The following is a 24,513-nucleotide window of genomic DNA, read 5'->3' as shown; positions in this document are numbered from 1 at the left end:
TTACTTTTGTTGGATGTTGAACGTCTTCAGGAGCGGTTTGCGGAACACGATCATCAACAGTAGCGGCGGCAAAAGCGTCAGCGTCGAGCCGGCCATCACGAGCGACCACGAGAGCTGGCCGCCCTGAACGTCGCCCTGGAGCAGCTGGAGTCCGACCTGCGCGACCTGATTGGCCTCGGAGTCGATGATGATCAGCGGCCAGAGGTACTGGTTCCACGCGTAGACGAACATGATGATCGAGACGCCGACGAGGACCCCCTTGGACATCGGCAGCAGCACGAACAGCATGAACCGGAGCGGGCCGACGCCGTCGAGCTTCGCCGTCTCGACGATCGAGGCCGGGATCGACAGGAAGTGCTGGCGCAGGATGAACACGGTCGTGGCGCTCGCGACGTACGGGACGGTGATCGCGAGGATCGTGTTGCTCCACCCGAGGTCGTTCATCAGCTGAAACAGCGGCACGAACCGCACGGGGACGGGCAGGAGCAGCGTGAACAGGATGAACAGGAACACGAGGTCCTTGTACGGAATTCGGTAGTAGACGACCGCCATCGCCGCGAACACGGAGACGACGAGCTTGCCGACGACGATCACGAGCGACATCGCCAGCGAGTTCCACATGAACCGGCCGAACCGGTAGTCGACCAGCGCCTCGCGGTAGTTCTCGACGGCGTAGCTCCCGGGCAGCAGGTCGCCGAGGCTCGTGACGACGCCCGTCTCTTTGGTGCTGACGATCACCGCGACGGCGACGGGGAACACGACTGCGAGGACCAGCACCCACAGCTGGAGGTGCGTCCCCGGACTCGCGCCGCGGACGGTCTCGGTCGACCGGTCGCGGCGGAGCGCGTCGACCCCGCGCTTCGCGTACTGGAGTAGCGCCGGCATCTCAGGCACCGTAGTAGGAGTACTCGTCGGTCACGCGGAACTGTACGAGCATCAGCGCGCCCACGACGAGGAACAGCACGACCGACTTCGCCGAGGCGACGCCGAAGTTGAAAAAGGAGAACCCCTCCTGGTACAGATCGAAGATCAGGATGTTCGTCGCGTTCGACGGGCCGCCGCTCGTGAGCAGGTCGACGAACGCGAACGTGCTGAAGAACGCGTAGATGGTGTTGATGACGACGAGGAAGAACAGCGTCGGCGTCATGATCGGCACGTACACCGAGACGAGTCGCCGGAGGCCGCTCACGCCGTCCAGCCTCGCGGTCTCCGTGAGGGTGTCGGGGACGTTGTTCATCGCCGCGATCATGAAGATCACGTTGTAGCCGATCTGCTTCCAGATCGCCGCGAGCGCGACGACGACGAACGCCTGCGGGCCGTCGTTGAACCAGTCGACGTCGACGCCGAGCGCCTCTATCGGCCCGGTCAACACGCCGAGCGTCGGGTGCGCGATGAACAGGAACACCAGCGCCCCGACCGCGGGCGGGAGCGCGTACGGCCAGATCACGCTGATCAGGTACACCCCCTGCCCGGTGTCCACCTCGTGGATGAGGAAGGTGAGGTACAGGGAGACGGCCATGACGCCGGCCACGACGACGGCGGCGAACAGCACGGAGAGCAGCACGCTCGAGTGATAGGCGGAGTCTGTCACCAGCGCGGCGTAGTTCTCCAGCCCGACGAACTCGTCCGCCTGCCCGAAACTCGAGTCGAAGAAGCTGGTCCGCACGGCCATCGCCGTCGGGTAGTACAGGAAGACGACCGAGACGACGAGCGTCGGCAACAGCAGCAGCCCGGACTCGATCCGGCTGTCGAAAATCTCGCGCGTTGACATGCGTGTGCCCTCGTGGTCAGTCGTAGTACTCGGCCAGCACGTCGTCGACCTCCGCCTTGAGCGACTCGATCTCGCCGCCGATATCGTCCGCGTTCAGGATGTCGACCGACTTGTCCTGAATCACCGTCTGGACGTTCCGCGCCGGACCGAGGAGCGCCCGCTTGGTCGCCGGGTCGCTCGCGTCACCGTTCTGGAGCTGATCGAGCGCGACCCCGTACATCGGGTTCTCCTCGAACCACCCCTCCTCGCGGAGCGCGTCGACCGACGGCTGCGTGATCGGGTAGTAGCCGGACCCCTTGTGCCACTCCGTCTGGACTTCCGGCTGGGACATGTACTCGAGCAGTCGCCCGATGTCCTCGTACCGGTCCTCGGGCAGCCCGTCGGGGACGTAGAAGGACGCGCCGCCGATCACCGGTCCCACGCGGGTCTCGCTGATGCTCGGGTACGGAGCCGCGTCGACCGTGAACTCCTCGGAGTCGGCGATAAGGCCCGCGACCGACGCGGTGCTCGTGAGCACCATCGCGGCCTCCTGCTCGATGAAAAGCGAGGTCGCCTCGCCCCACGCCTCGATCCCCGGGTTCGTGTAGAGACCGTCGTCGGCCATCCCCTTCCACCACTCGTAGAGGTCGTAGGCCGCGTCGGGGGTCCGGAACTCGGTCGGGGTCCCGGCGTGGCCGTTCTCCGCGTCCGTCAGCAGCTCGCCCTCGAACCCGTACCACGTCTCGACGAACCACACGTGGTTCGGCCAGGTGATCCCGTACTGCGTCACGTCCTGGTCAACGAGCTGCTCCGACGCGCTGCGCACCTCGGCCAGCGTCCGCGGCGGGTCGTCGGGGTCCAGTCCGGCCGCCTCGAAGGCGTCCCGGTTGATGTACATGATCGCGTTCGAGTTGTTGAACGGGAGCGAGGCGAGCTCGCCGTCGACGGTGAAGAACTCCGCGACGTTGTCGAGGAAGACGTCGGCGTCGAACTCGTCGGGGAGGATCTCCTCGACCGGGCGCACCTGATCCGTGTCGAGCACCTGCTGGGCGAACAGCGAGTCCACCTGGAGCATGTCCGAGACGTTCCCCGAGTCGAACGCCGAGAGGGTGTTCGTCAGGACGTTCTCGTAGGAGTCCTGAAACTCCATGTTCACGCCCGTCCCGGTCTGTTCCTCGAAGTCCGCGGCGATCCCGTCGAGGGTCTCGCCGTTCGTCCCGCCCATCGCGTGCCAGACGGTGAGCTCCTCGTTGATCGGCGAGAACTGCGCGCCACCGCCACCCCCGCCGCCCAGACAGCCCGCCAGTCCGGTGGCTGCCGCGAGCGCGGCCCCTGTCGTCGCGAGCGTGTTTCGACGTGAGACTCCGGTCGGCTCCTCGGTGTGTTGCGCCATACACGTCCGGGTTCCCGAACATCCGGTATAACCGCTGCTAATAGGGATACGTGGCGCTACGAGCCGGTTCGTGGGACTATATACCGATCCGTGCGGCCCGGTAGCGGTTGCGAGGCGTTCGAAGCCGCGGACGCCGACCGCTCACTCGCGGACGAGCGCCGAGTAGTCGGCGATGAGCCCGTCGACGCCGGCGTCGAGCAGCCGGTCCGCCCGGTACCACGAGTCGACCGTCCAGGCGTTGACCGCCCAGCCGCGGTCCCGCGCCGTCCGCACCAGATCGGTCCCGCCGAAGCGCGCGTCGTCGAAGAACGGCGTCCCGCGGACCATCGCCGCGGGCGGGTGGAGCGCGTCGGCGTCGTACGCATCGGCGATCGCGACCCCGTCCGCGACCGACTCCCACAGGATCGGCGCGAGCGACGCGGTCGACCGCTCGGCGGCGACGGCGAGCGCCGCCTCGTAGAACGACGAGAAGAGGACCTCGTGGTCGTGTCCGTCGAGGATCTCGACGACGCGCTCGACGAACGGTCGCCAGACGGACCGCTGCGCTTCGAGGGCGTCCCCGTCGAGCTTCTCGGCGAACCGGAGGGAGGTACTCCCCGGGTTCTTCAGTTCGACGTTGACGCCGACGTCCGCCGGGATCGATTCGAGCAGCGCCCCGAGCCGCGGCACCGTCTCCCCGCTCCGGAGCACTTCCGCGCTCGTGACGGTCTCCGTGTCCGTCTCCCAGACTACGCCCGTCTCGTCGGTGAGTCCCAGCCCGTCGTCGCGGCCCGAGAGCTCGTCGTCGTGGAACGCCACTACGTCGCCGTCGGCGGTCGGCACGACGTCGACCTCGACGAGGTCGGCGCGGCGACCGGGTCCCTCCTCGCGGGCCGCCGCCCGCGCCGCCGCGCGCGTGTTCTCCGGGTTCTCCCCCGCGAACCCCCGATGGGCGATCAGCGTCGGGTCGGTGGTCCTGTCGGGAGCGTCGGCGGCGGCCGCCGACTCCGTCCCGCCGTCGGTCACCGGCCGCGAGACGGACGCGACTCCGACGGCCCCCGCCGCGGCGGTCGCGGTCCCGAGCAACAGGGCGCGCCGTCGCCGGGAGTCGAGGGCAGCCCCGAACCCGTCGGTCGCGTCTCGATCCCTGCCAGAGACCGCGTCGACCGCGTGGGACGAACTCGACGAACCACACACCGGACACCCGAGGCGAGGAACCTCCGTCATGGTTCGGTCACCGCGCGCCGCGCTGATAGCTACTGGTATGTGCGCTATTGAGCGGTACGTACCTGTGGCTGTCCTCGTGAGTTCTAAGGTTCGAATCCGCTCCTGCTCTCTCACTCAGTCGCTACGCTCCTTCGTTCAGTGCGCGGGACCGGATTCGAACCGGCGGACCCCTACGGGATAGCGTCCTAAGCGCTACGCCTTTGGCCTGGCTCGGCAACCCGCGCGCAGACTGAGGTAAGCGAAACCGACTCAAGAACCTGACGAACCGCCAGCAGCGAGTCTATTTATAAATGCGGTGGCGCGTGCCGACGAGTGCCCGTAGGGCGCGAGTCGCACGCGCGAGGGACGCGGCGACCGGAGCGAAGCGGAGGGAGCCGCGAGGCTGGGGAGGTGTGAGGTGCTGTGCGGTGCGGTCGGGTGGGACTCAAAGGGGCAGCCGGGAGGGCGAAGCACGCCGCAGTAAGCACCGCAGCGAGTGAGCGGAGCGAACGAGCGAGGCGCGCAACAAGGCGCGCGAGCCCTCCCGGCTGGGGCTTTGGAGGTGTTCTCCGCGGTAGCAGCCACGTATCGCCGAGCGGCCGGGGCTTTGGAGGTGGCCGCCGTGCGAGTAGCCACTTATAAACGAGCGATCGAGTCCTTAAACCGACTCTCCGCGCCAGCAACGACGTATCAACAGTACTCGCACTCGCAGTACGTTTCACAGACCGGGTTGTCGCAGTCCGCCCCCCGAGCCGAACAGTTCTCCCGACCGTGTCGGATCAGGAGGACGTGAAGCGGGTAGATCAGTTCGTCGGGGACCTGCTCGCCCAGCACCTCGTGGGCGCGCTCGTTCGAGGCCGACTCCGGCACCAGCCCGAACCGCTTCGAGACGCGCTCGACGTGGGTGTCGACCGCCATCGTCGGCTTCCCGAAGTGGAAGTTCAACACGACGCTGGCGGTCTTCGGGCCGACGCCCTTGATCTCCGTCAACCAGTCTTTCGCGTCGTCGGTCGCCATCGCGTCGAGGAACGCCAGCGAGTACGCGCCGCCCGTCTCCTCGCGGATCGCGGTCAGCGCGCGCTGGATCCGTGCGGCCTTCTGGTCCGGCAGCCCGGCCACCCGGATCGTCTCCTTCAGCTCCTCGTGGTCGGCCGCCTCGATCGCCGCGAAGTCGTCGTAGCGGTCGAACAGCGCCTCCGAGGCCCGGCGCGTGTTCTCGTCGGCGACGTTCTGCGAGAGGATCGTCGTCACCAGCTGGCGGACGCCCTCGCCCGGTTCGGCGGTCGGGTCCGCCCCGTGTTCGGCGGTCCGGTCGACCGGCTCGTACAGCGACACGAGGTCGTCGTGAAGCGCCCGAACCCGCGTCTCGTCCCACGTCTGCGTCGACATACGCGCGCTACGTTCGCGGGCGACTTCAGGGCGGCGAACGCGGTCGGAACCGTGCCGGGACGGAGGGTGGACGCGGTCGGAACCGTGCCGGGACGGAGGGTGGACGCGGTCGGAACCGTGCCGGGACGGAGGGTGGACGCGGTCGTTTATATACCTCCCTCGACTACCACGGCGCGTGTACCGCGCGAGCGACCGAGTCGACAACGAGGCATGGATCGAACTCCTCGACGAGACGTGCGTCTCGCTCGATCTGGACGAGGAGACGCGCTCGACCGCGGTCGATCTCTTCCTCTCGCGCGCCCCCGACGACGACCGCGGGAAGCGCGTCGCCGCCGCCGCCAGCCTCTACGCCGCCGGCCTGATCCGCGGCGAGGAGCGCTCGCAGTCCGCCGTCGCCGACGCGATGGACGTCTCGCGGCTCTCGGTCCAGAAGCGCTGGAAGCCCATTCTCGAAGACGCCGGCTTCTCGCCCCCATCGTGGTGAGGCCCGGATACGCCGGGTGACAGTCCTCTTTCCGCGGTGAGGCCCGGATACGCCGGATAACGACTCTCTACAGCGGTGTCCCCGCGGGTCCCTCGACAGCGACAGATTTATTATCTAACGTAAAGTGTCCTTTACTGTAAAGCGAGCTTTACACAAATTCGCGCTCGCTTTACCCTCCACCATGAGCGAACACACGACCTCCGCAACGACTCGGCCCTCCACCCGAAAACGGTACAAACGCGTCGCGTACGCCTTACTCGGCGCCGGCATCCTCGCGCTGTGGATCGGTATCGCGCTCGACCGGTTCGTCCTCGGCGTGGCGCTCTACTGGGCCGGCGGCATCGGCATGGGACTCGTCCAGCGGTTCAGCCCGGTCGAGCTGTACGACGAGCGCGACACCACCATCGAGCGCAAGGCCAGCCAGAACACGGTGAACGTCTTCGCGTACGTGTTCATCCTCGGGACGCCCGGCGGACTCGCGTTAGAGGAGAGCGGCGTCGTCACGCTCCCCGGAGAGTTCTACGGCGCGACGTGGACTCTCTTCGCGGTCTTCGTCGTGTTCGGCGCGTCCGTCCTCTACCACAAGTACCGGTCATGAGAAACGACATCAGCGACCGGCGCGCAGAGACCGGCGAGAGTCAGGCCGACCTCGCCGCCGCCGTCGGGGTCACGCGCCAGACGATCAACGCGATCGAACGCGAGCGTTACGACCCCTCGCTGAAGCTGGCCTTCAAGTTGGCCGACCACTTCGGCTGCCGGATCGAGGACCTGTTCGAGCCGGCGGACGAAGACGGGTGACGACTCTCACAGCCGACGGAAAACACTTGTAACCGGCCGGCGAACCGTCGAAACCGATGACCGGTCCCCCGACGCCGCTGCGGACTCCCCGCCGCCGACCGTTCTTGGCGGCGCTCGCGACGAGTGGTCTCGCGGCCCTCACCGGCTGTGCCTCCGAGTCGGGGCCGACGCCCGAGACCGATCCCTCCTCCGGCTCGCCGGTCGAAGTCCTCCACAACTGGACGTCCGGTCCCAACATGCTCGCGAGCGAGTCGTTCGCCGCGGCGTTCCGCGAGGCCCACCCGTCGGTTCCGACGGACGTGCGACCCGTCGCGGACGCCGACGTCGACGACCTCCTCGTGCGGCGCGTCGAGGGGGGCGACCCGCCCGGGACCGTCGGAACCGTTCCGGGGGAGAACCTGGCTCCCTTCGACGACTCGCTGGCGACGGTCGACGACGTGTGGACCGGAGAACTGACCGACGCTCACCCCCCGCTCGCTCGCGAGGTGTGCCGTCGGGACGGCGCCTATCGAGCCGTTCCGGTCGCTGCGTTCCGGGTCGACACCGTCTACTACAACGTCGATATCCTCGACGACGTCGGCGTCGCTCCCGCCTCGCTCTCGTCCGTCGACGGGGTCCTCGCGGCCGTCGAGGCCGTCGCGGCGTCGTCGTCGACCGACGCGCGACCGCTCGGCCACGCGCTCGGCCGGCCGCGGCCCACGCTTCAGCTGTTCGCCGCTCTGCTCGCCGCCGTCGACCCCGAGGCTTACCGCGGGTTCGTCTCGGGCGGCGAGCCTCGATCCGCCGTCCGCGAGGCGGTGGCGGCGACGTCGCGGCTCCTCTCCGCCGTCGGAGACGACGCGGCCGACGTCCAGATCGAAGCGGGTCGTCGGGTCGGAAGCGGTGCGGCGACCGTCGTCCAATCCGGCTCGTGGCTGTCGGCGTCCCTCCGGCGCGCCGGGTTCGGACACCGGAGCGAAGACGGGACGGGGAGTTGGGGAGTCGTCGGTCTCGGCGACGCTCCGGTCGTCCTGTACGACGCGTTCGTCCCGCCGGCGGGATCCCCCTCGCCCGAGGGAGCCGCCGCGTGGCTCGCGTTCGCGGGGTCCGAGACCGGTCAGGTCGCGTTCAACAGCCCGCCGTCGGCGGGGGCGCGTCCGGACCCCTCCCCCGAAGACCGCGAGGATCCGCCCGCGCCGCGGGGTTCGGTACCGCCCCGAACCGACGTCTCGCCCGCCCGGTTTGAGCCGCCGTTGACGACCGTCACCCGAGCGTACCGCGACGCGGACGAGCGCCTGCCGTCGATGGCCCACGGGCTGGCGTTCCCGCCCGCGACGCTCGGCGCGCTGCTCGAAACTGTCGACGAACGGCTGGTGAGCGCCGAGACTGTCGACGTCGGCGCGGCGACCGACGCGCTCGTCGCGGCTGTCACCGACGCGTGACCCTACACACCCCGGACTTTCCGCCGCACTCTCCCGCTCCTACCGCGGCGTCGCCACGACGCCGAGGTGGTCCTCGTGATATCGGTCGAGCCGCCGCGTCTCCAGTATCTCGTAGGTCTCTCGGAGCCGGTCGAGCGCGCCCTCGAACACCGTCTCCGGGTCGGCCGTCACGTCCTCGCTGCGCGCTTTGATCGCCAACAGGAGCCGGCCGTCGTCGGCCAGAAACTCCGCGTTGCGGACGGCAACGTCTGACTGCCCGCGTGTGGCAACGTCCTGAACGATCGCGTCGACGTCGGTCTCGACGACGTGCGCGTACGTCTCCGGCTTCCGCGCGTCCTTGAGCAGCGGGAACAGTCGGTCGCGGGACGCGGCGGCGTCGAGCAGGTCACGCGCTGGCCGCGGCGCGAACTCGACCGCGTAGGTGGGACCGGCGAAGTCGGCGACGTGGCTGACCGTGGTGCCGCTCGCGGCGCCGAGGTAGAGGACCGTCTCGCCGCCCGTCAGCCCGGTCTCCAACCCGAGTTCGAGCATCCCGCCGAGCTTCGACCGCTCGGGGTTCCACGCGCGCCATCCGTCGGCGGTCGGCTCGCCGTACACCGGCTCGCCCCGGGTCGCCAGCCGCCGCGTCCCGTCTATCTCGCGGCGTTCGACGCCGTCGGGGAGCGCGGCGTCACTCATCGTCGGTCCCTCCGTCGGTCGTCGCTTCGTCGTCTGCTCCGTCGCTTGTCCCTCCGTCGTCCGCCCGCGCCCGGATCGTCGCCATTCGCTCGCGGAGGTCGGCGTGGAGTCGCTCGCGTCGCTCGCCGGCGTAGTGGTCCGCACGGGCCGCGAGCGTCAGCTTCCCGGCGAGCGCACGCGCGGCAGACCCTCGGTCCTCGGGCCGCGTGCCGCGGACGAACTCGTGGGTGTAGATGATCCCGTGTTTCGGCGAGGGGGCCCGCCCCGAGAGGTGCGCGAACAGCGCGTCCTCGGCGCCGAGCACCTGAACCGTCCCGGACGGCTTCTTCGCGAGAGGGTCCAGTCCGCCCGCGAGTGCGATCAGCCGCGCGGCGAGTTCCGATTCGGCCATTTCGGTGAGGTTCGGCGCGACCGCGGGCGCGATCCGGCCGATGGTCTCGGCGAGCGCCGCCCGCTCGCCGTCGAGTTCGACGGCGCGCTCGGCGAGGGAGATCGCCCGCCGCTCGACCTCGCTTTCCGGCTCTCGCGCCGCGATCTCCCGGGCGCCTTCGATTCCCGGATCGACCTCGTCGAAGAGGCTCCCGCCCCACTCGACGGCGCGCTCGGCCAGCTCGTTGGCGACGCGCTCGCAGTCGTCCATGGCCCGCACCGCGTGGATCAGCTGCGCGTCGTCCGCGCGCTCCCGCTCACGGACCGCATCGCGGGTCGCGCGCGTCGTCGCGGCCTTGAGCCGGTCGTAGTACTCGTCCGCGTCGTCGACGAACCCGGACTCGACGGCGCGCGCCGGCCAGTCGTCGGGCGCCGGGGCGGTCCCGTCGCGTATCCGCGCCGCGGCCGCCGCGGTCGCGTCGTCGTCACTCTCCGTCTCGATGTCGTTCCCGTCGGCCGCGTCCGACGGAAGCGCCTCGAACCAGCCGCCCCCGCCGTCGGACGCCGCGTTCGCGTCCGGTCCGGCGTCGGTGTCGCTCATTGCCGGCGGCTACTCGCCCCGCCGGTATAGACGTTCCCGATGCGACTGGCGGTCACTCGCCCCGCGTCCCGCTCGCGCGGGTCCGGAGTTCATGCGGGTCCGGCGGTCACGCCGCCGCGTCGGCTTCGACGGCTTCGTCGGTCTCGTCGCCGTCTGTATCGTCCTCGTTACCGTCCGCGAACACGCCGCCGGCGCCGGACTTCAGTTCGGCGAGCGTCGCGCCCGCCAGTCCGCCCAGCGCGCCGCCGGTACTGGCCGCGTTCCGGCTCCACAGTCCGCCGACCGCGGCGCCCACCGCGGCGCCCACGGCCGCGTACTTCGCCCTGTCGACCGCGTTTCGGATTCGTCCCATACCTCCCATATCTTGTCGATTCATAAAAATGTGTCTGCGGAAACCACGGATTGGGGTGAGCGGCGAACCGCCCTGCGGCGGTGGTCGCCGAACACGGCGCGGCGTCTCCGTCGATCACGGCGGCCCGCTTCCCCGGTTCGTGTAGCCGTTCCCGAAGACGTCCGCGCGACGAGCGCGAATCTGAAATATTAATCAAGCGATATATCGGCGGTTGAACCCCGGAGGGCGTATATTTACTACCTGCTATGTGTATTGACTTAAATAATATCAGACATGTATTCCGTGGGCAATATTTATTTGTGCCACTTCGCACATACGAGGTATGCCAACGAATAACGATGATCGGGCACGATCGAACGGAAGCGTGAGTCGCCGTCAGTACATCGCGGCTGCCGGTGCGGCAGGCACGGTCGCGCTCGCCGGCTGTGGCGGCGGCGGCGGCGACGGCGGCGACGGCGGCGACGGTGGCGGTGGCGACGGTGGTGACGGCGGTAGCATGGGCGGCAACGGAACGACCACGATCAACATCATCACGTGGGAGGAGTACGCCGAGATGCAAGAGAACATCGAGTCCACGCTCGACGGCGTGGAGCTGAACATCACGCCCTCGACGTCGTCGACGGAGATGTTCTCACAGTGGAGTGCCGGCCAAGACGCGCAGTACGACATCGCCGTCCCGAACAACAACCTCGTCCCGCGGTTCATGGACGCCGGTCTCGTCGCGCCGGTGAACCGCGACGTGGTGAACAACTTCGGCTCGATGTACGACCGGTTCCAGACGTTCGTCGACGACCAGTTCACGGAGGGCGGAGACGCCTACGGGGTTCCGATCCGGTTCGGCTGGTACGGCTACTCCTACGACTCCCGGAGCGTTCCGGACCACGAGCCGAGCTACGACATCCTGTTCGAAGAGGACTACGTCGACGCCGACCTCAACGGCGAGATCATCATGTACGACGAGGCGGCGAAGACCATCCCCGCCGCGGCGCTGTACCTCGGCATGGACGACGCGATGTCGGGTGCGCGGATGACGTTCACGGAGGACCAGCTCTCGGAGATTCAGGAGTTGCTCATCCAGCAGAAGCCGCGGCTCCAGGGGTACATCGCCCCGGACCCGACGTTCATCCAGGAGTTCCGGCAGGGCAACTTCCTCGTCGGGCACAGCGGACGCAACGAGACCGTCCAGATGCGGAGCGAGGGGGACGACTGGGTGGAGTTCGTCGCCCCCGGAGAGGGCGCGCTGGCGTGGTACGAGACCGCGCTCGTCTCGGCCGCCTCGGACAACCAAGAGACCGCTTGGGAAGTCATCAACGAGTTCATCACGCCGCAGAACGGCGCGGCGCTCGCCGAGGCGGGCTTCTCGCCCAGCACGAACCCCAACGTCGCCGACGAACTGACCGAAGAGCAGAACGACCTGTACGGACGGATCGATCCCTCGCGTCTCGAAGGGATGTACTCGCTCAAGGACATCGCCTCCGACGTCGAAGAGGCGTACGTCTCCACGTGGGAAGAGGTCAAGGCGGCATAGATGTCGACCGACGAGCCGGACGAGAACAGGCGAGCGAGAGCGGTGAGGTTGTTGAGTGGACCACGGAGTCGGCTCGGCATCACCGTCGGTCCCAGCGCGGCGTGGATACTCACCCTGCTCGTCGCGCCGCTGGCGTTCATGGTCGCCGTGAGCTTCTTCGAGGTCAGCTCGCTGACGTATCAGATCATCTACGAGCCGACGCTGAACAACTACCGGTCGCTTTTCGACGGCGGCGGCGCGATCTGGCAGACCCCGTTCGTCACGGCGCTGTGGCTCTCGTACGTCATCGCCACCGTGACCACGGTGTTGTGTCTGGCGCTCGCGTTCCCGCTGGCGTACCTGCTCGCGCGGAACGGCGGCCGGCTGTTCAAGGTCGTCATCTTCTTCGTGCTCTTGCCGTTCTTCACGATGTACCTCGTGCGGGCGTACTCGTGGGTCCTGATGTTCGGTCCCGGCGGCGTGATCAACAGCACGCTCATGAGCTGGGGGCTGATCGACGCCCCCCTCGGGATATTCAACTACGGCGTGCCGGCCATCATCGTCGGACTCACACACGCGTACTTCCCGTACATGCTCCTGACGCTGTACGCGAGCCTCGACGGTCTCGACTTCTCGATCATCGAGGCCGCTCGCGACCTGGGCGCGTCGCGGGTCGAGGTGTTCCGCGACCACGTGATCCCGCTCACGCTTCCGGGGATCATCGGCGGGAGCCTCTTCGTCTTCGTCCCGAGCGTCGGCGCGTTCATCACGCCGACGTTCCTCGGCCAAGGCAAAGTCCAGATGATCGGGATGCTCATCGAGAACCGGGTCGCCGGAACGTACTCGATCGGCTACGCGAGCGCGGCGTCGATGTTCGTGCTCGTCTCGATCATCGGTGCGATGATCCTCGCCTTCCGGTACGTGAGCATCGAGGAACTGGGGGGTGCCTGAGATGGCGACCGAATCGTCCGAACCGGCGGAGTCGAGCGACCGACTCCTCGGCCACCAACGGGTCGAACAGCTGCTCAGCACCTCGCTGTACGTCGTGTCCGGCCTGCTACTCTTATTTTTGTGGGTCCCGCTCGCGATCATCATCCTGCTCGCGTTCGCGGAAAACCCCGTAACGATCTTCCCGTTCGAGGGGTTCACGCTCGACAACTTCCGGCTGGCGCTCGACAGCGAATCGATGCGCTCGTCGCTCACCGGGAGCTTCACGATCGCGACGGTGGCGGCGTCGATCGCGACGGTGCTCGGCGTGCTGGCGAGCTTCGCGCTGACCCGCTACCGGTTCCGCCTCCGAGAGGTGTACCGGACGTTCGGGATCATCCCGATGGTGATCCCGGGCATCATCCTCGGCGTGGCGCTCCGGATCTACTTCCAGAACCTGCTCGGGATCCTCCCCGGGTTCACGACGGTGGTGTTGGCCCACTCGCTGTACGGGCTCCCCTTCGTGCTCCTCATCGTCTCGGCTCGGCTGTACACCTTTGACGAGTCTCTTGAGGAGGCGGCCCGGGACCTCGGCGCGGACCCGATCACGGTGTTCCGGGACGTGACGCTTCCCGTGATCGCTCCGGCCGTCGGGGCGGGGTTCCTGTTCGCGTGGATCCGCTCGTTCGAGGACTACATCCGTGCGCTGTTCCTCACCGGTCCCAACACGGACGTGTTGACGATTTGGATGTTCAGTCGGATCCGACAGCTCGACGCGCCGGAGCTCAACGCCGTCTCCGCGCTCATCGTGTTCGGCGTCGCGATCGCGCTGGCAATCGCGATGAACGTCGGCAACGTGACCGGCTACGTCGCCGGAACGGTCACCGAAGAGGAGTAGCTCCCGACCGGGGAGAGCCCCGTTTCGGGTGGCGTTTCGAGACCGCGAAATCCACGGATACGAACGATAGGCGGGTCGAACCGTCGAATCTCGGCGGTCAGAAGACGGTGGGCGCGCCCTCGACCACGTCGAGCGCGACGTCGTCGCCGGTGTCGACCGCCGACTCGCGTCCCTGAATGACCACCTGAAGCTCGTCGATGTCCCCGTCGGGGTCGACGACGTAGTTCGTCTGATCGCCCTGGAAGTACCGCTCGACGACGGTGCCGCGCAGGGCGCCGTCGCCCTTCGCGATGGTGAAGTCCTCCGGGCGGATCGAGACGGTGACCTCGCCGGTTCGTCCCTCAACCGGTACGCTGAACCCGCCTTCACCGCCGATCTCGGCGACCGTCGTTCCGTTCCGCTCCGCGACTTGCGCGGCGATGAGGTTCGTGTCGCCGATGAAGTCGGCGACGAACTCGGACGCCGGCTCGCGGTAGATCTCTTCCGGGGGACCGATCTGCTCGATGTGGCCGTCGTTCATCACGGCGATCCGGTCGCTGAGCGTCATCGCCACCTCCTGGTCGTGGGTCACGTAGAAGAACCCGCCCTGGGTTTGCTTGTGGATCCGCCGGAGTTCGACCTGCATCTGTTTCCGGAGCTTCCTGTCGAGGCTGGAGAGCGGCTCGTCGAGCAGCAACACCGACGGCTCGTTGACCAGGGCGCGAGCGAGGGCGACCCGCTGTTGTTGGCCGCCGGAAAGCTCTCCGGGGTTGCGGTCCTCGAACCCGCCGAGGTCGACGAGATCGAGGTACTCGGAGACGCGCTCCGACCGCTCGTCCGCGTCGACGCCCGCCTTCGCGAGCCCGTATCCCACGTTCTCGCCCACGGTCATGTGGGGGAAAAGCGAGAGCTGCTGGAACACGAGGTTGGTATCGCGGGCCTCCGGGGGTACCGACCCCATCGACCGGCCGTTGATCCGAACCTCGCCCTCCGTCGGGTGCTCGAAGCCGCAGATCATCCGGAGCGTCGTCGTCTTCCCGCAGCCGGACGGACCGACCAAGGTGAAGAACTCGCCTTTCCGGACGGAGAAATCGATACCGCCGACCGCAGTGAGATCGCCGAACTGCTTCGTCACCTCGTCGAGTTCGACCAAGGCGTCCCCTGTTGTCATGTGACACTCCTCCCGGCACCAGCATTATCAATCTACCGCCGGACGGATTCCCTGACGGCGGTGGTGTTGGCGGGACAGCGCGTTACTGGAGCCGCTTCGTCGTCTCCACGAGGGGGTGTCGCGCGTAGTCGACGATCTCGATGTCGTCGACGGCGCGAAGCCCCTCCTTCTCGGCGGTCTTCGCCATTCCCAGGTCGACCGGCGTCTGCGGGACGATCACGTACGCGTCCATCGTCTCGATGCCGGCCTCGCGGGCGGCCATGGCCCGGTGGTGGCCGTCGGCGAGGTAGAGCGTGCCGTCGTTGTCGATGACGACGAGCGGCTCCGCCAGCCCGTGTTCCAGCTCGTACTGTCGCCCCTCCAGTTCGTCGGCGTACACCCGCGCCTGCGTCGGGGTCAGGGCCGCGATCTCCACCTCGCGGCGCTCCTCGTCGAGTTCGACGCCGTGGATCTGCGAGAGGGTGCGCATCAGCTTCCCGACCTTGCCGGGCGTCGCCCGTTCGATCTGCGAGCGGACCACGTCGGTGTTCGAGATGATCCCGACGAGGTTGTCGGCGTCGTCGACGACCGGGAGCCGCTGGATGCCGGAGCGGAGGATCACCCGCGCGGCGTCGGTCACTTTCATGTCCGGGTGCGCGACGATCAGGTCCTCCGTCATCACCGTGAACACGGGGGCGTCGTCGTCCGCGAGCAGCAGGTCCCCGGCCGAGACGAACCCCTCGACGGTGCGGCCCTGCGTCACCGGGAACCCGTTGTGTCCGTCACTGTCGGCCATGCGGCGCGCGACGGTCGTCACCGTCTCGTCCGGGCTGACCGTCTCCACCTCGCGGGTCATGTACTCCCCGACGGTCGGTTTCCCGCTCATCGTCCGTCGTAGAGGCTCCCGGAATAAAAAGAGGGCGGGGCGACGGCCCGCCGGAAGAGGGCGGGGCAGAGGCCCGCCGGAAAAGGGCGAGGCGACGGCTCAGCGGCGGGATGCGTGAACGGAGAAACCGCGAAGAGAAGCGGTACCGCTTACTGCGGACTCGGGCTGGACGGGCTGGAGACGTTGCTGTCCTTCAGCGTCGACCCCGTGATCGATTTCAGCCGGGAGACGAGCGAGTCCTTCTCGGTCTCGCCTTCGAGGGCGATATCGAGGACCTCGCTGATGTGCGAGACGGGGATGATCTCGATCATCTCCTCGTACTCGTCTTCGATCATCACGTCCTGCTCGTTGGCCGCGGGGATGATCACCCGGGTACAGCCGGCCTTCGCGGCCGCCTCGATCTTGTGGGTGACCCCGCCGACGGGGAGCACGTCGCCGCGGACCGAAAGCGAGCCGGTCATCGCGAGGCTCTGGTCGACGCCGACGTTCTCCAAGGCGCTGATGACGGCGGTCGCGACCGTGATGGACGCGGAGTCGCCGTCGACGCCCTGTTGGCCCGTCTGGATGAACTGGATGTGGATGTCCTTCTCGGAGATGTTCTCGTCGGAGAACTTCTTGATGATCGCCGAGACGTTCTGGACCGACTCCTCGGCCATCTCCTTGAGCTGGCCGGTGGCGATCACCTGCCCGCCGCTCTGGGTCGGCGTCACCTCGGCCATCACCGGGAGCATGATCCCCGAGTCCTCCCCCATCACGGCGAGACCGTTGACGCGCCCGACGACGTAGCCGTCGGAGACCTGTAGCTCGTAGTCCTTCCGGCGCTCGATGTAGTCGTCGGCGAGCTGCTGTTCGATCGACCGCGAGCGGCCCTTCGCCTGAAGGACGTGGTCGCGGGTGGTGTAGTCGGCGTCCTCGCCGCGAGCGATGTCGCCCGCGACGCGGACCAGCCCGCCGAGGTTCCGGAACAGCAGGGTGAGGTGGCCCTTCCGGCCGGAGCGGCGCTTGGCCTCGAGGATGACCTCCTCGACGGCCTCGGCCGTGAACTCCGGCAGGCGGCCGTCCTTCGCGACCTCCTGGGCGATGAACCGGACGTACTTCCGGCGCATTTCCGGGGTGTCCTCGATGGTGTCTTCCATGTACACCTCGTAGCCGTACCCCTTGATACGGCTCCGGAGCGCCGGATGCATGTTCTCCATCGCGTCGAGGTTCCCGGCCGCGATCATGACGAAGTCCGTCGGGACCGGCTCGGTCTGGACCATCGCGCCCGAGGAGCGCTCGGACTGACCCGTGATCGAGAACTCTCCCTCCTGGATCGCCGTCATGAGGTGCTGCTGGCTGCGGATGTCGAGCGTGTTGATCTCGTCGATGAACAGCACGCCCTTGTTCGCCTTGTGGATGGCTCCAGCCTCGACGCGGTCGTGGCTGGGCGTCTCCATCCCGCCGGACTGGAACGGGTCGTGCCGGACGTCGCCGAGCAGCGCGCCGGCGTGCGCGCCGGTCGCGTCGCGGAACGGCGCCGTCTTCGTGTCGCCGTTGTTCACCAGCAGGTTCGGGATCATCGCGTCCGACCCGCGGTTGAGGTACCGGAAGACGAGGTAGACGACCCCGGCGGCGATGATGCCGACGAGGATCTGGCCGACGATGATGAGCGCGTAGCCCAACACGACGGCGATGATGATCCACATGAGGAGCGACCGCATCTGGTTGCGCTTGCGCGCCTCCTCGCGGTGCGCCTCGACGATCTGGTCGCCCTTACCGGCCGGCACCGTCCGCACCTTCGGCTTGTTGCCGTCGTCGGGGTTGTGATACACTAAGACGTCCTGAAGCTCCTCTTTGGGGAGGAGTTCGGACATCGCCTTCGCCAGCATCGACTTCCCGGTCCCGGGCGAGCCGATCATCATCACGTGGCGGCGCTGTTTCGCCGCCTTGATGATCACGTCGCGGGCGTGTTCCTGCCCGATGACCTGGTCGACGAGCCGGTCGGGAATTTCGAGTTCGGCGGTCGTGTCGATCTTGAGTCCGCCGAGGAGGTCGTCCTCGTCGGGGTCCTCGTCGATCTCGGCGCCCTCGACCTCGACGGTGCTGCCGAGCTCGTCGATCCCGCCGTCGTCGGCCGGATCGGCTGTCTCGCCGTTCCGGCTCCCGTTGGGACCCTCTCCGACGACTTCGCCGTCCTCGAACCCGTCCCCCTCGTCGACGACGACGCCGTCGTCCCAGGGTTCGTCCGCGTCGTCGGGGTTCTCGTCGTCGGGGTCCGCGGCCGACTCCCCACCGGAGTCCGCGGCCGGGTCCTCGTCGACGCCGGGTTCGCTCGCCGGACCGTCGTCGGGCTCGGAGTCGCCGCTCGGGGCGTCCTCGCCGTCTCCCGCCGGATTCGAGTCGTCGACGCCGCCGTGGGGCGGTTCGTCGGGGTCGTCGGCCGTCGGGTCGTTCGTGTCCTTCTCGTTGCTCATAGAATCGAGTGTCGCTATCGAAAAGGACGGGTCGGCTACTGATATACTTTCTCCCCCCGGAGGCACCACCCCGGTGGCAGCAAACGCCGTTCTGAAGCCGTGTATCCGACGATCTCTCCCTGTGAGCGTTCCCACGGGGTTTATAAATGACGCCGACGGTACGTAGATTCATGCGGGGGTTTTACATCGGCCGGTATCAGCCGTTCCACGACGGTCACCAGCACATGGTGGAAGAGATCGCGGCGGAGGTCGACGAGCTCGTCCTGGGAATCGGCTCCGCCGGCGACTCCCACACCACGCGGAACCCCTTCACCGCCGGCGAGCGCGTGATGATGGTGACGAAGGCCGTCGAGGAGCTGGAGGCCACCACCTACGTGGTCCCCATCGAGGACCTCGACCGCAACTCCGTCTGGGTGAGCCACGTCCAGAGCATGACCCCGCGGTTCGACGTCGCGTACTCGAACAACCCGCTCGTGGTCCGGCTGTTCGAGGAGGCCGGCGTCGAGGTGCGCCAGTCGCCGATGTTCCGCCGCGACGTGCTGGAGGGGACCGAACTCCGCGAGCGGATGATCCGCGGCCGCGACTGGGAGGGCCTCGTCCCCGACGCCGTCGTCGACGTGATCCGCGAGGTCGACGGCGTCGAGCGCATCCGCCGGATCGCCGAGACCGACGCGAACGGCGACGAACCCTCCGACGAATAGCCCGCCGCCGCCCGTTCCTTTTAAACCCACGCCGGACGCGAGTGCTGACATGATCACGCTCACCTCGGACTTCGGGTCGCCGTACCCCGCCGCGATGAAGGGAGTGATCCGCCGGCACACGAACGCCGAGATGATCGACGTCGCGCACGATCTGCCGCGCGGTGATCCCCGCGCGGCGGCCTTCTGGCTCCGGTTCGTCCTCCCGGAGTTCCCGCCCGCAGTCCACTGCGCCGTCGTCGACCCCGGCGTCGGCACCGACCGCGACGCCTTGGTCGTCCGCGCCGGCGCACACGTCCTCGTCGCGCCCGACAACGGCCTCGCGATGCCGCCGGCCAGGGCGCTGGCGCCCGACGAGTCGGACGTCGAGATCTGGACCATCGCGGTCGACGAGCCGGCGAGCGAGACGTTCCACGGCCGGGACGTGTTCGCCCCGACCGCGGCCCGCGTCAGAGCGGCGCTCGACGACGACCTGGCGGCGCCGAACGGCGCTCTCGACGCCGAGGCGGTCGCCGAGACGCTCGCGGGGATGGACGACCTCGCGCCCGCGAGCGACCCGGTCGACATCCGCTTCCCGGAGCCGACGGTCGAGCGCGACGAGGGGAGTGCTGTCGAGGAGGAGGGCGACGCCGGCGACGAGGAGGGAGAAGTGATCGCCGTCGACGGCGAGGTGCTCGCGATCGATCGGTTCGGGAACGTGATCACCAACGTCCCGGGCGAACTGGTCCGCGGCCGCGACTGGATCCGCGTCGACGGCGACCTCACGCCGGTCGCGGAGACGTTCGGCGCCGTCGACCCCGGCGAGCGCCTCGTCACCGTCGGGAGCCACGGCTACGTCGAGTGCGACGTGAACGACGGGCGGGGCGACGGCGCGTTCGACCTCCGGCCGGGCGACTCGGTGCGGTTCGTCCCCGACAGTGTCAGCGTGTGAGTTTCGAAAAAATCGCCGCTACAGTTCGACGCCCGAGGGGATCAGGCTCTCGCCCCGGAGGAGGTTCCCCTCGTGGTCGTACACGAGGAAGGTGTCCTTGTCGTAGGCGACGAGCCGATCGCCGTCCACGTCGATCTCGACGCGATACCGGGCGTCGCCGTCGTCGGTGGCGTCGCGCGCGGCGTGGATGAAGGGGAGGACGTCGGTCGCCGTCTCGTTGAGTTCAAGGACGAAGTCGCCGGTGTACCGGTTGGTGACGCCGACGACGCCCTCCGGGTCGTCCGCCTCGCCCAGCGGCTCGCGGAGCCGGAAGGCGACGTCTATCTCGTCGGCCGTGAGCAGGTCGTCGCCGCCGTCGGCGTCGTCGCTCCCGCCCCCGGAGAGCCGCTCCCGGAGCAGCTCCTCCGGCCCGTGGAAGTCGATCCGCACCAGCGGGGGAGACCGGGAGTCGGCGTCGCTTCCGACGCCGTCGACGGTCAGATCGAAGTAGTCACGCCGCATTTCCTATCGAACGCTTTGCGGTCCGGCCGTATCAACGTAACGGGCGGATCGGCGGCGCGAGGTCACCGCGCCCCGGCTTCCGCGGCCGGCCGGCACCGAGGGGGACCGGATCCGATGTCGCCGCTGATAATCGCCGGGGGTAGTTTAACTTCCCCCCGCCACTACGTCCCCGTATCCATGGCGAGTGACGCCGGCGGGGCCGACCTCGGCGACCGGATCGAGGCCCTCCAGCGGCGTCTCTCCCGGACGTGGGAGCTGCTCCAGGGGTCCACGCTCGACGTCCGCCCCTTCCGCCCGGGCGAGGACGGACCCCTCGCCTCGTTCGCCGTTCCCGTGGACGAACGCGAGATCGACCGCTACTGGGTGAACGCCCCGTACGCGTACGTCGTGATCACCTACGACGACGTCGAGAGCGAACACCGCTACTACGCGGTCGAGCCGGAACTGGACGGGTTCGAGCGCGACCTCCTCGACCGCGTCGTCGACGACATCCGCGACCCGCTCCTCTACCGCGAGGGGACCGGGAAGACCGACGAGGAGACGCTCAAGTCGGAGCTGGAGACGCTGCTGGAGGGGTACGGCGTCGAGGCCGGGATGGACACGTTCCACGCGCTGTTGTACTACCTCTACCGCGACTTCCGCGGCTACGGGAAGGTCGACCCCCTGCTGAACGACCGCCACATCGAGGACGTCTCCTGTGACGGCTACGACCTGCCGATCTTCGTCTACCACGACCAGTACACCGACGTCGAGACGAACGTCTCGTTCGCGCAGGAGGCGCTCGACAGCTACGTGATCCGGCTCGCCCAGCAGTCCGGGCGCCACGTCTCCGTCGGTGACCCCATCGTCGAGACGACGCTCCCCGACGGGTCGCGCGCGGAGCTGGCGCTCGGCGAGGAGGTGACGCCGCGCGGCTCGGCGTTCACCATCCGCCAGTACGCGGAGGACCCGTTCACGCCCGTCGACCTCGTGGAGTACGGCACCTTCTCCGTCGAGCAGATGGCGTACTTCTGGCTCTGTATCGAGCACAACAAGAGCCTCATCTTCGCGGGCGGCACCGCCTCGGGGAAGACCACCTCGATGAACGCGGTGTCGATGTTCGTCCCGCCGCGCGCGAAGGTACTCACCATCGAGGACACCCGCGAGCTCTCCTTATACCACGACAACTGGCTCTCCGCGGTCACCCGCGAGCGCCGGTACGAGGGCACCGACATCGACATGTACGACCTGCTGCGCTCGGCGCTGCGCCACCGCCCTGAGTACATCATCGTCGGCGAGGTCCGCGGCGAGGAGGCGATCACCCTGTTCCAGGCGATGAACACGGGTCACACCACGTTCTCGACGATGCACGCCGACTCGATCGAGACGGTGATCAACCGGCTGGAGAACGAGCCGATCAACGTGCCGCGGGCGATGGTCCAGTCGCTCGACATGCTCTCGGTCCAGACGCTCACGCGCGCCGACGACGAGCGGGTGCGCCGCGCGAAGACGATCGGCGAGATCGGCGGTATCGACCAGCGGACCGGCGAGCTGGACTACTCCTCGGCGTTCGAGTGGGTTCCCGACGACGACACGTTCCGGCGGAACGACTCGTCGCTGCTGGAGGAGATCGCCGACGACCGCGGCTGGTCCCGCTCGGAGCTGCTCCGCGAGGTCCGGCGCCGCGAGCGCTTCCTCGAACTGCTCTCCGCGCTCGGCATCGACGACTACCGTACCTTCACCGCGCTCGTCAACGAGTACTACGCCGACCCCGACCGCGTGATGGACAAACTCGACGAGCGCGCGACCGCGGCCGACGGGGTCGACGCCGACGCCCTCGCCGACGAGGGCGGCGACGCGGGCGACCGAATCGGCCGCGGTCCCGGGGCCTCCGAGGGCGACGGCGCGAGCGCCGAGGGAGGGGGATCCGACGCCGCAGGCCGATGATCGAGTTCCTTCCGCTCGCCCTCGCGGTCGGGGCCTGTCTCGCGCTCGCGCTCCCGCTCGTCGACGACCGGGCCGACCTGTTCGTCACCCGCGTCGCGCTGTCGGCGTTCGGCGACTACGTCGGCGAGGACGAGGCGCGGCGGCGGGCCCAGCGCGACCGGATGCGCGCGGCCCACGTCGCCGGGACGACCCACCGGGTGTACGCCTCGCGGACCCTGCTGTACGCCGCCGTCCTCGGCGTCGCCGGCAGCGTGATCGGCGTGTACGCGGCCGGGGGGTTACTCGCCGCACTCGACGTCGGCGAGGCGGCGATCCGCGAGGCGCTGCCGGCCGCCGTCGAGTTCGTCGCCGTCGTCGCGCGGCTCGCCGACCTCGGACTCGGCCGGCTGTTCGTCCTGCTCGCGGTCGTCTCCGCGACCGCCGGCGCGGGGCTGGCGCTCGGCGCGTACGTCGCCCGGTGGCAGCTGCTCGACCAGCGGGCCACCGCGCGCGCGGCCGAGATAGACGCCACCCTGCCCCGGACCGTCGCGTTCATGTACGCGCTCTCGCGTTCCGGGATGGCGTTCCCGCGGGTGATGGACACGCTCGCGGAGAACGAGGCGGTGTACGGCGAGGCCGCCGCGGAGCTGTCGGTCGCGGTCCGCGACATGAACGCGTTCGGGACCGACGCGCTCACCGCGCTCCAGCGGATCTCCCGGCGGACGCCGAGCGACGACCTGGCGGACTTCGCGGAGAACCTCGCCTCCGTCCTCGGCACCGGGCAGTCGGTGTCGGCGTTCCTCAACGACCAGTACGAGCGCTACCAGGCGGAGGCGGAGGCGAAACAGGAACAGTACCTCGAACTGCTCTCGACGTTCGCCGAGGCGTACGTGACGGCGCTGGTCGCCGGACCGCTCTTTTTCATCACGATCCTCGTCGTCATCGGACTCGTCTTACAGGACACGCTCCCGCTCCTCCGCGTCGTCGTCTACCTCGGCGTCCCGCTCGCCACCTTCGGGTTCGTCGTCTACGTCGACAGCGTGACGCAGGGCGTCGGCGGCACCGAGCGGGTCGCGGAGTCGTCGCTCTCGGACCCGAACACCCCCTCGGTCACCGGCGTGCGCCACGCGACGGACGAGTCCGGAGATCGAGGCGGATCCCCGCGGTTCGACGGGGGAGCGGCGACCGACCGAGGCCCGGCCGGCGTCGGCGCGGACGGGGTCGATTCCGACGGGGTCGGCGCGGACGGAGTCGGTTCGGCCGCCCCCGGCGCGGACCGGTGGGCGGAGAGCCGCGAACGGCTCCGGATCTTCGACCGCCTCCGTCGGGTGCGCCGCCTGATCGAGTCCCCGGCAGAGACGGTACTCGCCTCGCCGCGGACGGTGTTCCTCGCCGCGGTCCCGGTCGCGGTCGTCGGACTCCTCGCCTTCGCGTTCCCGGTCACGCTCGGGACGCCGGTGGAGATGGTCGGACAGATCGACGGACCGATCGTCGTCGCCACCGCCTTCGTCCTCGCGGCGTACGCGGTCGCCTACGAGTTCGGCAAACGCCGAGTTCGGCGCATCGAGTCCGCGGTGCCCGACTTCCTCGACCGCCTCGCCAGCGTCAACGAGGCGGGGACCGCCGTGGTCGGCAGCGTCCGCCGCGTCGCCGACTCAAACCTGGAGGCGCTGACGGCGGACCTCCGCCGGACCCGCCGCGACGTCGACTGGGGGGCGGACGTCTCGACCGCGCTGCGTCGGCTCGAACGGCGGGTCAGGTCGCCGATGATGTCCCGGGCGGTCGCGCTCGTCACCAACGCGATCCGGGCGAGCGGCGACGTCGGGCCGGTCCTCCGGATCGCGGCCGACGAGTCGCGCGCGACCTGGTCGCTCCGGCGCGAGCGCCGGCAGGTGATGTTGACGTACCTCATCGTCATCTACATCTCCTTTTTCGTCTTCCTCGGGATCATCGCGGCGCTTTCGGTGTCGTTCATCCCCGCCATCGAGTCGGCGGGCGTCCCGGGAACGGGGGGGAGCCTTCCGATGTCCGGAAGCGGCGTCCCCGCCGGTCCCGGGGGAATTACGGACGGGATCGGCGACATCGACGTCGACGCCTACGAGCAGCTGTTCTTCCACGCCGCGGCGATTCAGGCGGTCTGCTCCGGGCTGGTCGCCGGACAGCTCGGGGAGGGGTCGGTGCGCGACGGCGTGAAACACGTCGTGGCCCTGCTCGCGCTCACGCTCGTCGCGTTCGCGGCGATAGGCGTGGCGTGAGGC

Annotated in this window: 23 protein-coding genes and 1 tRNA gene; 11 read left to right on the top strand and 13 right to left on the bottom strand. The window is 68.6% G+C overall.

Annotated elements, in window-relative coordinates:
• The 6 genes from J2744_RS07785 to J2744_RS07760 form a co-directional block, all read right to left on the bottom strand.
• Positions 1–885, bottom strand: a complete 885-nt coding sequence (locus J2744_RS07785) for a carbohydrate ABC transporter permease (protein ID WP_209546475.1) — start codon at positions 883–885, stop codon at positions 1–3.
• A 1-nt stretch (position 886) separates the two neighbouring features.
• The gene (locus J2744_RS07780) at positions 887–1,771 is read right to left on the bottom strand and encodes a carbohydrate ABC transporter permease (protein WP_209546352.1); all 885 of its coding nucleotides are present in this window, start codon (positions 1,769–1,771) and stop codon (positions 887–889) included.
• A gap of 16 nt (positions 1,772–1,787) precedes the next feature.
• Positions 1,788–2,975, bottom strand: coding sequence for an ABC transporter substrate-binding protein (locus J2744_RS07775; protein ID WP_209546473.1), 1,188 nt, complete (start codon positions 2,973–2,975; stop codon positions 1,788–1,790).
• Between the two features lie 309 nt (positions 2,976–3,284).
• A complete protein-coding gene (locus J2744_RS07770; protein WP_209546349.1) occupies positions 3,285–4,349 on the bottom strand; it encodes a glycerophosphodiester phosphodiesterase in 1,065 nt (354 codons plus the stop codon).
• 139 nt (positions 4,350–4,488) lie between these two features.
• Positions 4,489–4,573, bottom strand: a tRNA-Leu gene (locus J2744_RS07765).
• Positions 4,574–5,018: 445 nt separating this feature from the next.
• Positions 5,019–5,717, bottom strand: coding sequence for an endonuclease III domain-containing protein (locus J2744_RS07760; protein WP_209546346.1), 699 nt, complete (start codon positions 5,715–5,717; stop codon positions 5,019–5,021).
• Between the two features lie 175 nt (positions 5,718–5,892).
• Here J2744_RS07760 and J2744_RS07755 point away from each other — a divergent pair, with 175 nt between their 5' ends.
• From J2744_RS07755 to J2744_RS07740, 4 genes are all read left to right on the top strand, one after another.
• The gene (locus J2744_RS07755) at positions 5,893–6,201 is read left to right on the top strand and encodes a transcription initiation factor IIB family protein (RefSeq protein WP_209546343.1); all 309 of its coding nucleotides are present in this window, start codon (positions 5,893–5,895) and stop codon (positions 6,199–6,201) included.
• 181 nt (positions 6,202–6,382) lie between these two features.
• Entirely contained in the window at positions 6,383–6,799 is a 417-nt protein-coding gene (locus J2744_RS07750) for a DUF2178 domain-containing protein (RefSeq protein ID WP_209546339.1), read from the top strand.
• Positions 6,796–6,999, top strand: a complete 204-nt coding sequence (locus tag J2744_RS07745; protein ID WP_209546336.1) for a helix-turn-helix transcriptional regulator — start codon at positions 6,796–6,798, stop codon at positions 6,997–6,999. Before J2744_RS07750 ends, J2744_RS07745 begins: the two co-directional genes overlap by 4 nt.
• A gap of 56 nt (positions 7,000–7,055) precedes the next feature.
• Positions 7,056–8,420: an ABC transporter substrate-binding protein gene (locus tag J2744_RS07740; RefSeq protein WP_209546332.1), complete on the top strand. Its 1,365-nt coding sequence runs from the start codon at positions 7,056–7,058 to the stop codon at positions 8,418–8,420.
• Between the two features lie 39 nt (positions 8,421–8,459).
• Here J2744_RS07740 and J2744_RS07735 read toward each other — a convergent pair whose 3' ends face one another.
• The 3 genes from J2744_RS07735 to J2744_RS07725 form a co-directional block, all read right to left on the bottom strand.
• On the bottom strand, positions 8,460–9,098 hold the full coding sequence (locus J2744_RS07735; protein ID WP_209546329.1) for a fibrillarin-like rRNA/tRNA 2'-O-methyltransferase: 639 nt from the start codon (positions 9,096–9,098) through the stop codon (positions 8,460–8,462).
• The gene (locus tag J2744_RS07730) at positions 9,091–10,068 is read right to left on the bottom strand and encodes an NOP5/NOP56 family protein (protein ID WP_209546326.1); all 978 of its coding nucleotides are present in this window, start codon (positions 10,066–10,068) and stop codon (positions 9,091–9,093) included. Before J2744_RS07730 ends, J2744_RS07735 begins: the two co-directional genes overlap by 8 nt.
• Before the next feature lie 106 nt (positions 10,069–10,174).
• On the bottom strand, positions 10,175–10,420 hold the full coding sequence (locus J2744_RS07725) for a glycine zipper domain-containing protein (protein ID WP_209546323.1): 246 nt from the start codon (positions 10,418–10,420) through the stop codon (positions 10,175–10,177).
• Positions 10,421–10,742: 322 nt separating this feature from the next.
• Here J2744_RS07725 and J2744_RS07720 point away from each other — a divergent pair, with 322 nt between their 5' ends.
• From J2744_RS07720 to J2744_RS07710, 3 genes are read left to right on the top strand one after another with little or no spacing between them, the layout of a single operon-like run.
• Positions 10,743–11,948, top strand: a complete 1,206-nt coding sequence (locus J2744_RS07720; protein ID WP_209546318.1) for an ABC transporter substrate-binding protein — start codon at positions 10,743–10,745, stop codon at positions 11,946–11,948.
• Positions 11,949–12,878, top strand: coding sequence for an ABC transporter permease (locus tag J2744_RS07715; protein ID WP_209546315.1), 930 nt, complete (start codon positions 11,949–11,951; stop codon positions 12,876–12,878).
• A 1-nt stretch (position 12,879) separates the two neighbouring features.
• On the top strand, positions 12,880–13,752 hold the full coding sequence (locus tag J2744_RS07710; RefSeq protein WP_209546313.1) for an ABC transporter permease: 873 nt from the start codon (positions 12,880–12,882) through the stop codon (positions 13,750–13,752).
• Between the two features lie 97 nt (positions 13,753–13,849).
• Here J2744_RS07710 and J2744_RS07705 read toward each other — a convergent pair whose 3' ends face one another.
• The 3 genes from J2744_RS07705 to lonB all read right to left on the bottom strand — a co-directional run bounded on the left by J2744_RS07705 (position 13,850) and on the right by lonB (position 18,220).
• Positions 13,850–14,902: an ABC transporter ATP-binding protein gene (locus J2744_RS07705; protein ID WP_209546311.1), complete on the bottom strand. Its 1,053-nt coding sequence runs from the start codon at positions 14,900–14,902 to the stop codon at positions 13,850–13,852.
• An 82-nt stretch (positions 14,903–14,984) separates the two neighbouring features.
• Complete coding sequence (locus tag J2744_RS07700; protein ID WP_209546309.1) at positions 14,985–15,767, bottom strand: CBS domain-containing protein; 783 nt, start codon at positions 15,765–15,767, stop codon at positions 14,985–14,987.
• Positions 15,768–15,916: 149 nt separating this feature from the next.
• Positions 15,917–18,220 carry an ATP-dependent protease LonB gene (lonB, locus tag J2744_RS07695; protein ID WP_209546306.1) on the bottom strand — a complete coding sequence of 768 codons (2,304 nt, stop codon included), beginning with the start codon at positions 18,218–18,220 and terminating at the stop codon, positions 15,917–15,919.
• 170 nt (positions 18,221–18,390) lie between these two features.
• On the opposite strand from lonB, the gene J2744_RS07690 reads away from it, so the two are divergent.
• On the top strand, positions 18,391–18,921 hold the full coding sequence (locus tag J2744_RS07690) for a nicotinamide-nucleotide adenylyltransferase (RefSeq protein WP_209546300.1): 531 nt from the start codon (positions 18,391–18,393) through the stop codon (positions 18,919–18,921).
• Between the two features lie 49 nt (positions 18,922–18,970).
• On the top strand, positions 18,971–19,849 hold the full coding sequence (locus tag J2744_RS07685; RefSeq protein WP_209546298.1) for an SAM hydrolase/SAM-dependent halogenase family protein: 879 nt from the start codon (positions 18,971–18,973) through the stop codon (positions 19,847–19,849).
• An 18-nt stretch (positions 19,850–19,867) separates the two neighbouring features.
• Here J2744_RS07685 and J2744_RS07680 read toward each other — a convergent pair whose 3' ends face one another.
• Entirely contained in the window at positions 19,868–20,350 is a 483-nt protein-coding gene (locus J2744_RS07680; RefSeq protein WP_209546296.1) for a DUF5793 family protein, read from the bottom strand.
• A 177-nt stretch (positions 20,351–20,527) separates the two neighbouring features.
• Between J2744_RS07680 and J2744_RS07675 the strand changes: the two genes are divergently transcribed.
• Positions 20,528–22,276, top strand: coding sequence for a type II/IV secretion system ATPase subunit (locus J2744_RS07675; RefSeq protein ID WP_209546294.1), 1,749 nt, complete (start codon positions 20,528–20,530; stop codon positions 22,274–22,276).
• Positions 22,273–24,510 carry a type II secretion system F family protein gene (locus tag J2744_RS07670; protein ID WP_209546292.1) on the top strand — a complete coding sequence of 746 codons (2,238 nt, stop codon included), beginning with the start codon at positions 22,273–22,275 and terminating at the stop codon, positions 24,508–24,510. The genes J2744_RS07675 and J2744_RS07670 overlap by 4 nt, the downstream gene beginning before the upstream one ends.
• The last annotated feature ends 3 nt before the right edge of the window (positions 24,511–24,513 follow it).

The sequence above is a fragment of the Halorubrum trapanicum genome, from assembly GCF_017873555.1.
Classification (GTDB): Archaea; Halobacteriota; Halobacteria; order Halobacteriales; family Haloferacaceae; genus Halorubrum; species Halorubrum trapanicum.
Note: the sequence above shows the minus strand (reverse complement) of the source record. Positions and strands in the feature narration are given on the sequence as shown.

Coding starts and splice junctions, on each gene's coding strand:
- J2744_RS07670 (WP_209546292.1), top strand. CDS start 22,273: ATGATCGAGTTCCTTCCGCTCGCCCTCGCGGTCGGGGCCTGTCTCGCG.
- J2744_RS07770 (WP_209546349.1), bottom strand. CDS start 4,349: ATGACGGAGGTTCCTCGCCTCGGGTGTCCGGTGTGTGGTTCGTCGAGT.
- J2744_RS07780 (WP_209546352.1), bottom strand. CDS start 1,771: ATGTCAACGCGCGAGATTTTCGACAGCCGGATCGAGTCCGGGCTGCTG.
- J2744_RS07685 (WP_209546298.1), top strand. CDS start 18,971: ATGATCACGCTCACCTCGGACTTCGGGTCGCCGTACCCCGCCGCGATG.
- J2744_RS07760 (WP_209546346.1), bottom strand. CDS start 5,717: ATGTCGACGCAGACGTGGGACGAGACGCGGGTTCGGGCGCTTCACGAC.
- J2744_RS07720 (WP_209546318.1), top strand. CDS start 10,743: ATGCCAACGAATAACGATGATCGGGCACGATCGAACGGAAGCGTGAGT.
- J2744_RS07680 (WP_209546296.1), bottom strand. CDS start 20,350: ATGCGGCGTGACTACTTCGATCTGACCGTCGACGGCGTCGGAAGCGAC.
- J2744_RS07705 (WP_209546311.1), bottom strand. CDS start 14,902: ATGACAACAGGGGACGCCTTGGTCGAACTCGACGAGGTGACGAAGCAG.
- J2744_RS07710 (WP_209546313.1), top strand. CDS start 12,880: ATGGCGACCGAATCGTCCGAACCGGCGGAGTCGAGCGACCGACTCCTC.
- J2744_RS07700 (WP_209546309.1), bottom strand. CDS start 15,767: ATGAGCGGGAAACCGACCGTCGGGGAGTACATGACCCGCGAGGTGGAG.
- J2744_RS07775 (WP_209546473.1), bottom strand. CDS start 2,975: ATGGGCGGGACGAACGGCGAGACCCTCGACGGGATCGCCGCGGACTTC.
- J2744_RS07730 (WP_209546326.1), bottom strand. CDS start 10,068: ATGAGCGACACCGACGCCGGACCGGACGCGAACGCGGCGTCCGACGGC.
- J2744_RS07715 (WP_209546315.1), top strand. CDS start 11,949: ATGTCGACCGACGAGCCGGACGAGAACAGGCGAGCGAGAGCGGTGAGG.
- J2744_RS07750 (WP_209546339.1), top strand. CDS start 6,383: ATGAGCGAACACACGACCTCCGCAACGACTCGGCCCTCCACCCGAAAA.
- lonB (WP_209546306.1), bottom strand. CDS start 18,220: ATGAGCAACGAGAAGGACACGAACGACCCGACGGCCGACGACCCCGAC.
- J2744_RS07675 (WP_209546294.1), top strand. CDS start 20,528: ATGGCGAGTGACGCCGGCGGGGCCGACCTCGGCGACCGGATCGAGGCC.
- J2744_RS07740 (WP_209546332.1), top strand. CDS start 7,056: ATGACCGGTCCCCCGACGCCGCTGCGGACTCCCCGCCGCCGACCGTTC.
- J2744_RS07785 (WP_209546475.1), bottom strand. CDS start 885: ATGCCGGCGCTACTCCAGTACGCGAAGCGCGGGGTCGACGCGCTCCGC.
- J2744_RS07725 (WP_209546323.1), bottom strand. CDS start 10,420: ATGGGACGAATCCGAAACGCGGTCGACAGGGCGAAGTACGCGGCCGTG.
- J2744_RS07735 (WP_209546329.1), bottom strand. CDS start 9,098: ATGAGTGACGCCGCGCTCCCCGACGGCGTCGAACGCCGCGAGATAGAC.
- J2744_RS07690 (WP_209546300.1), top strand. CDS start 18,391: ATGCGGGGGTTTTACATCGGCCGGTATCAGCCGTTCCACGACGGTCAC.
- J2744_RS07745 (WP_209546336.1), top strand. CDS start 6,796: ATGAGAAACGACATCAGCGACCGGCGCGCAGAGACCGGCGAGAGTCAG.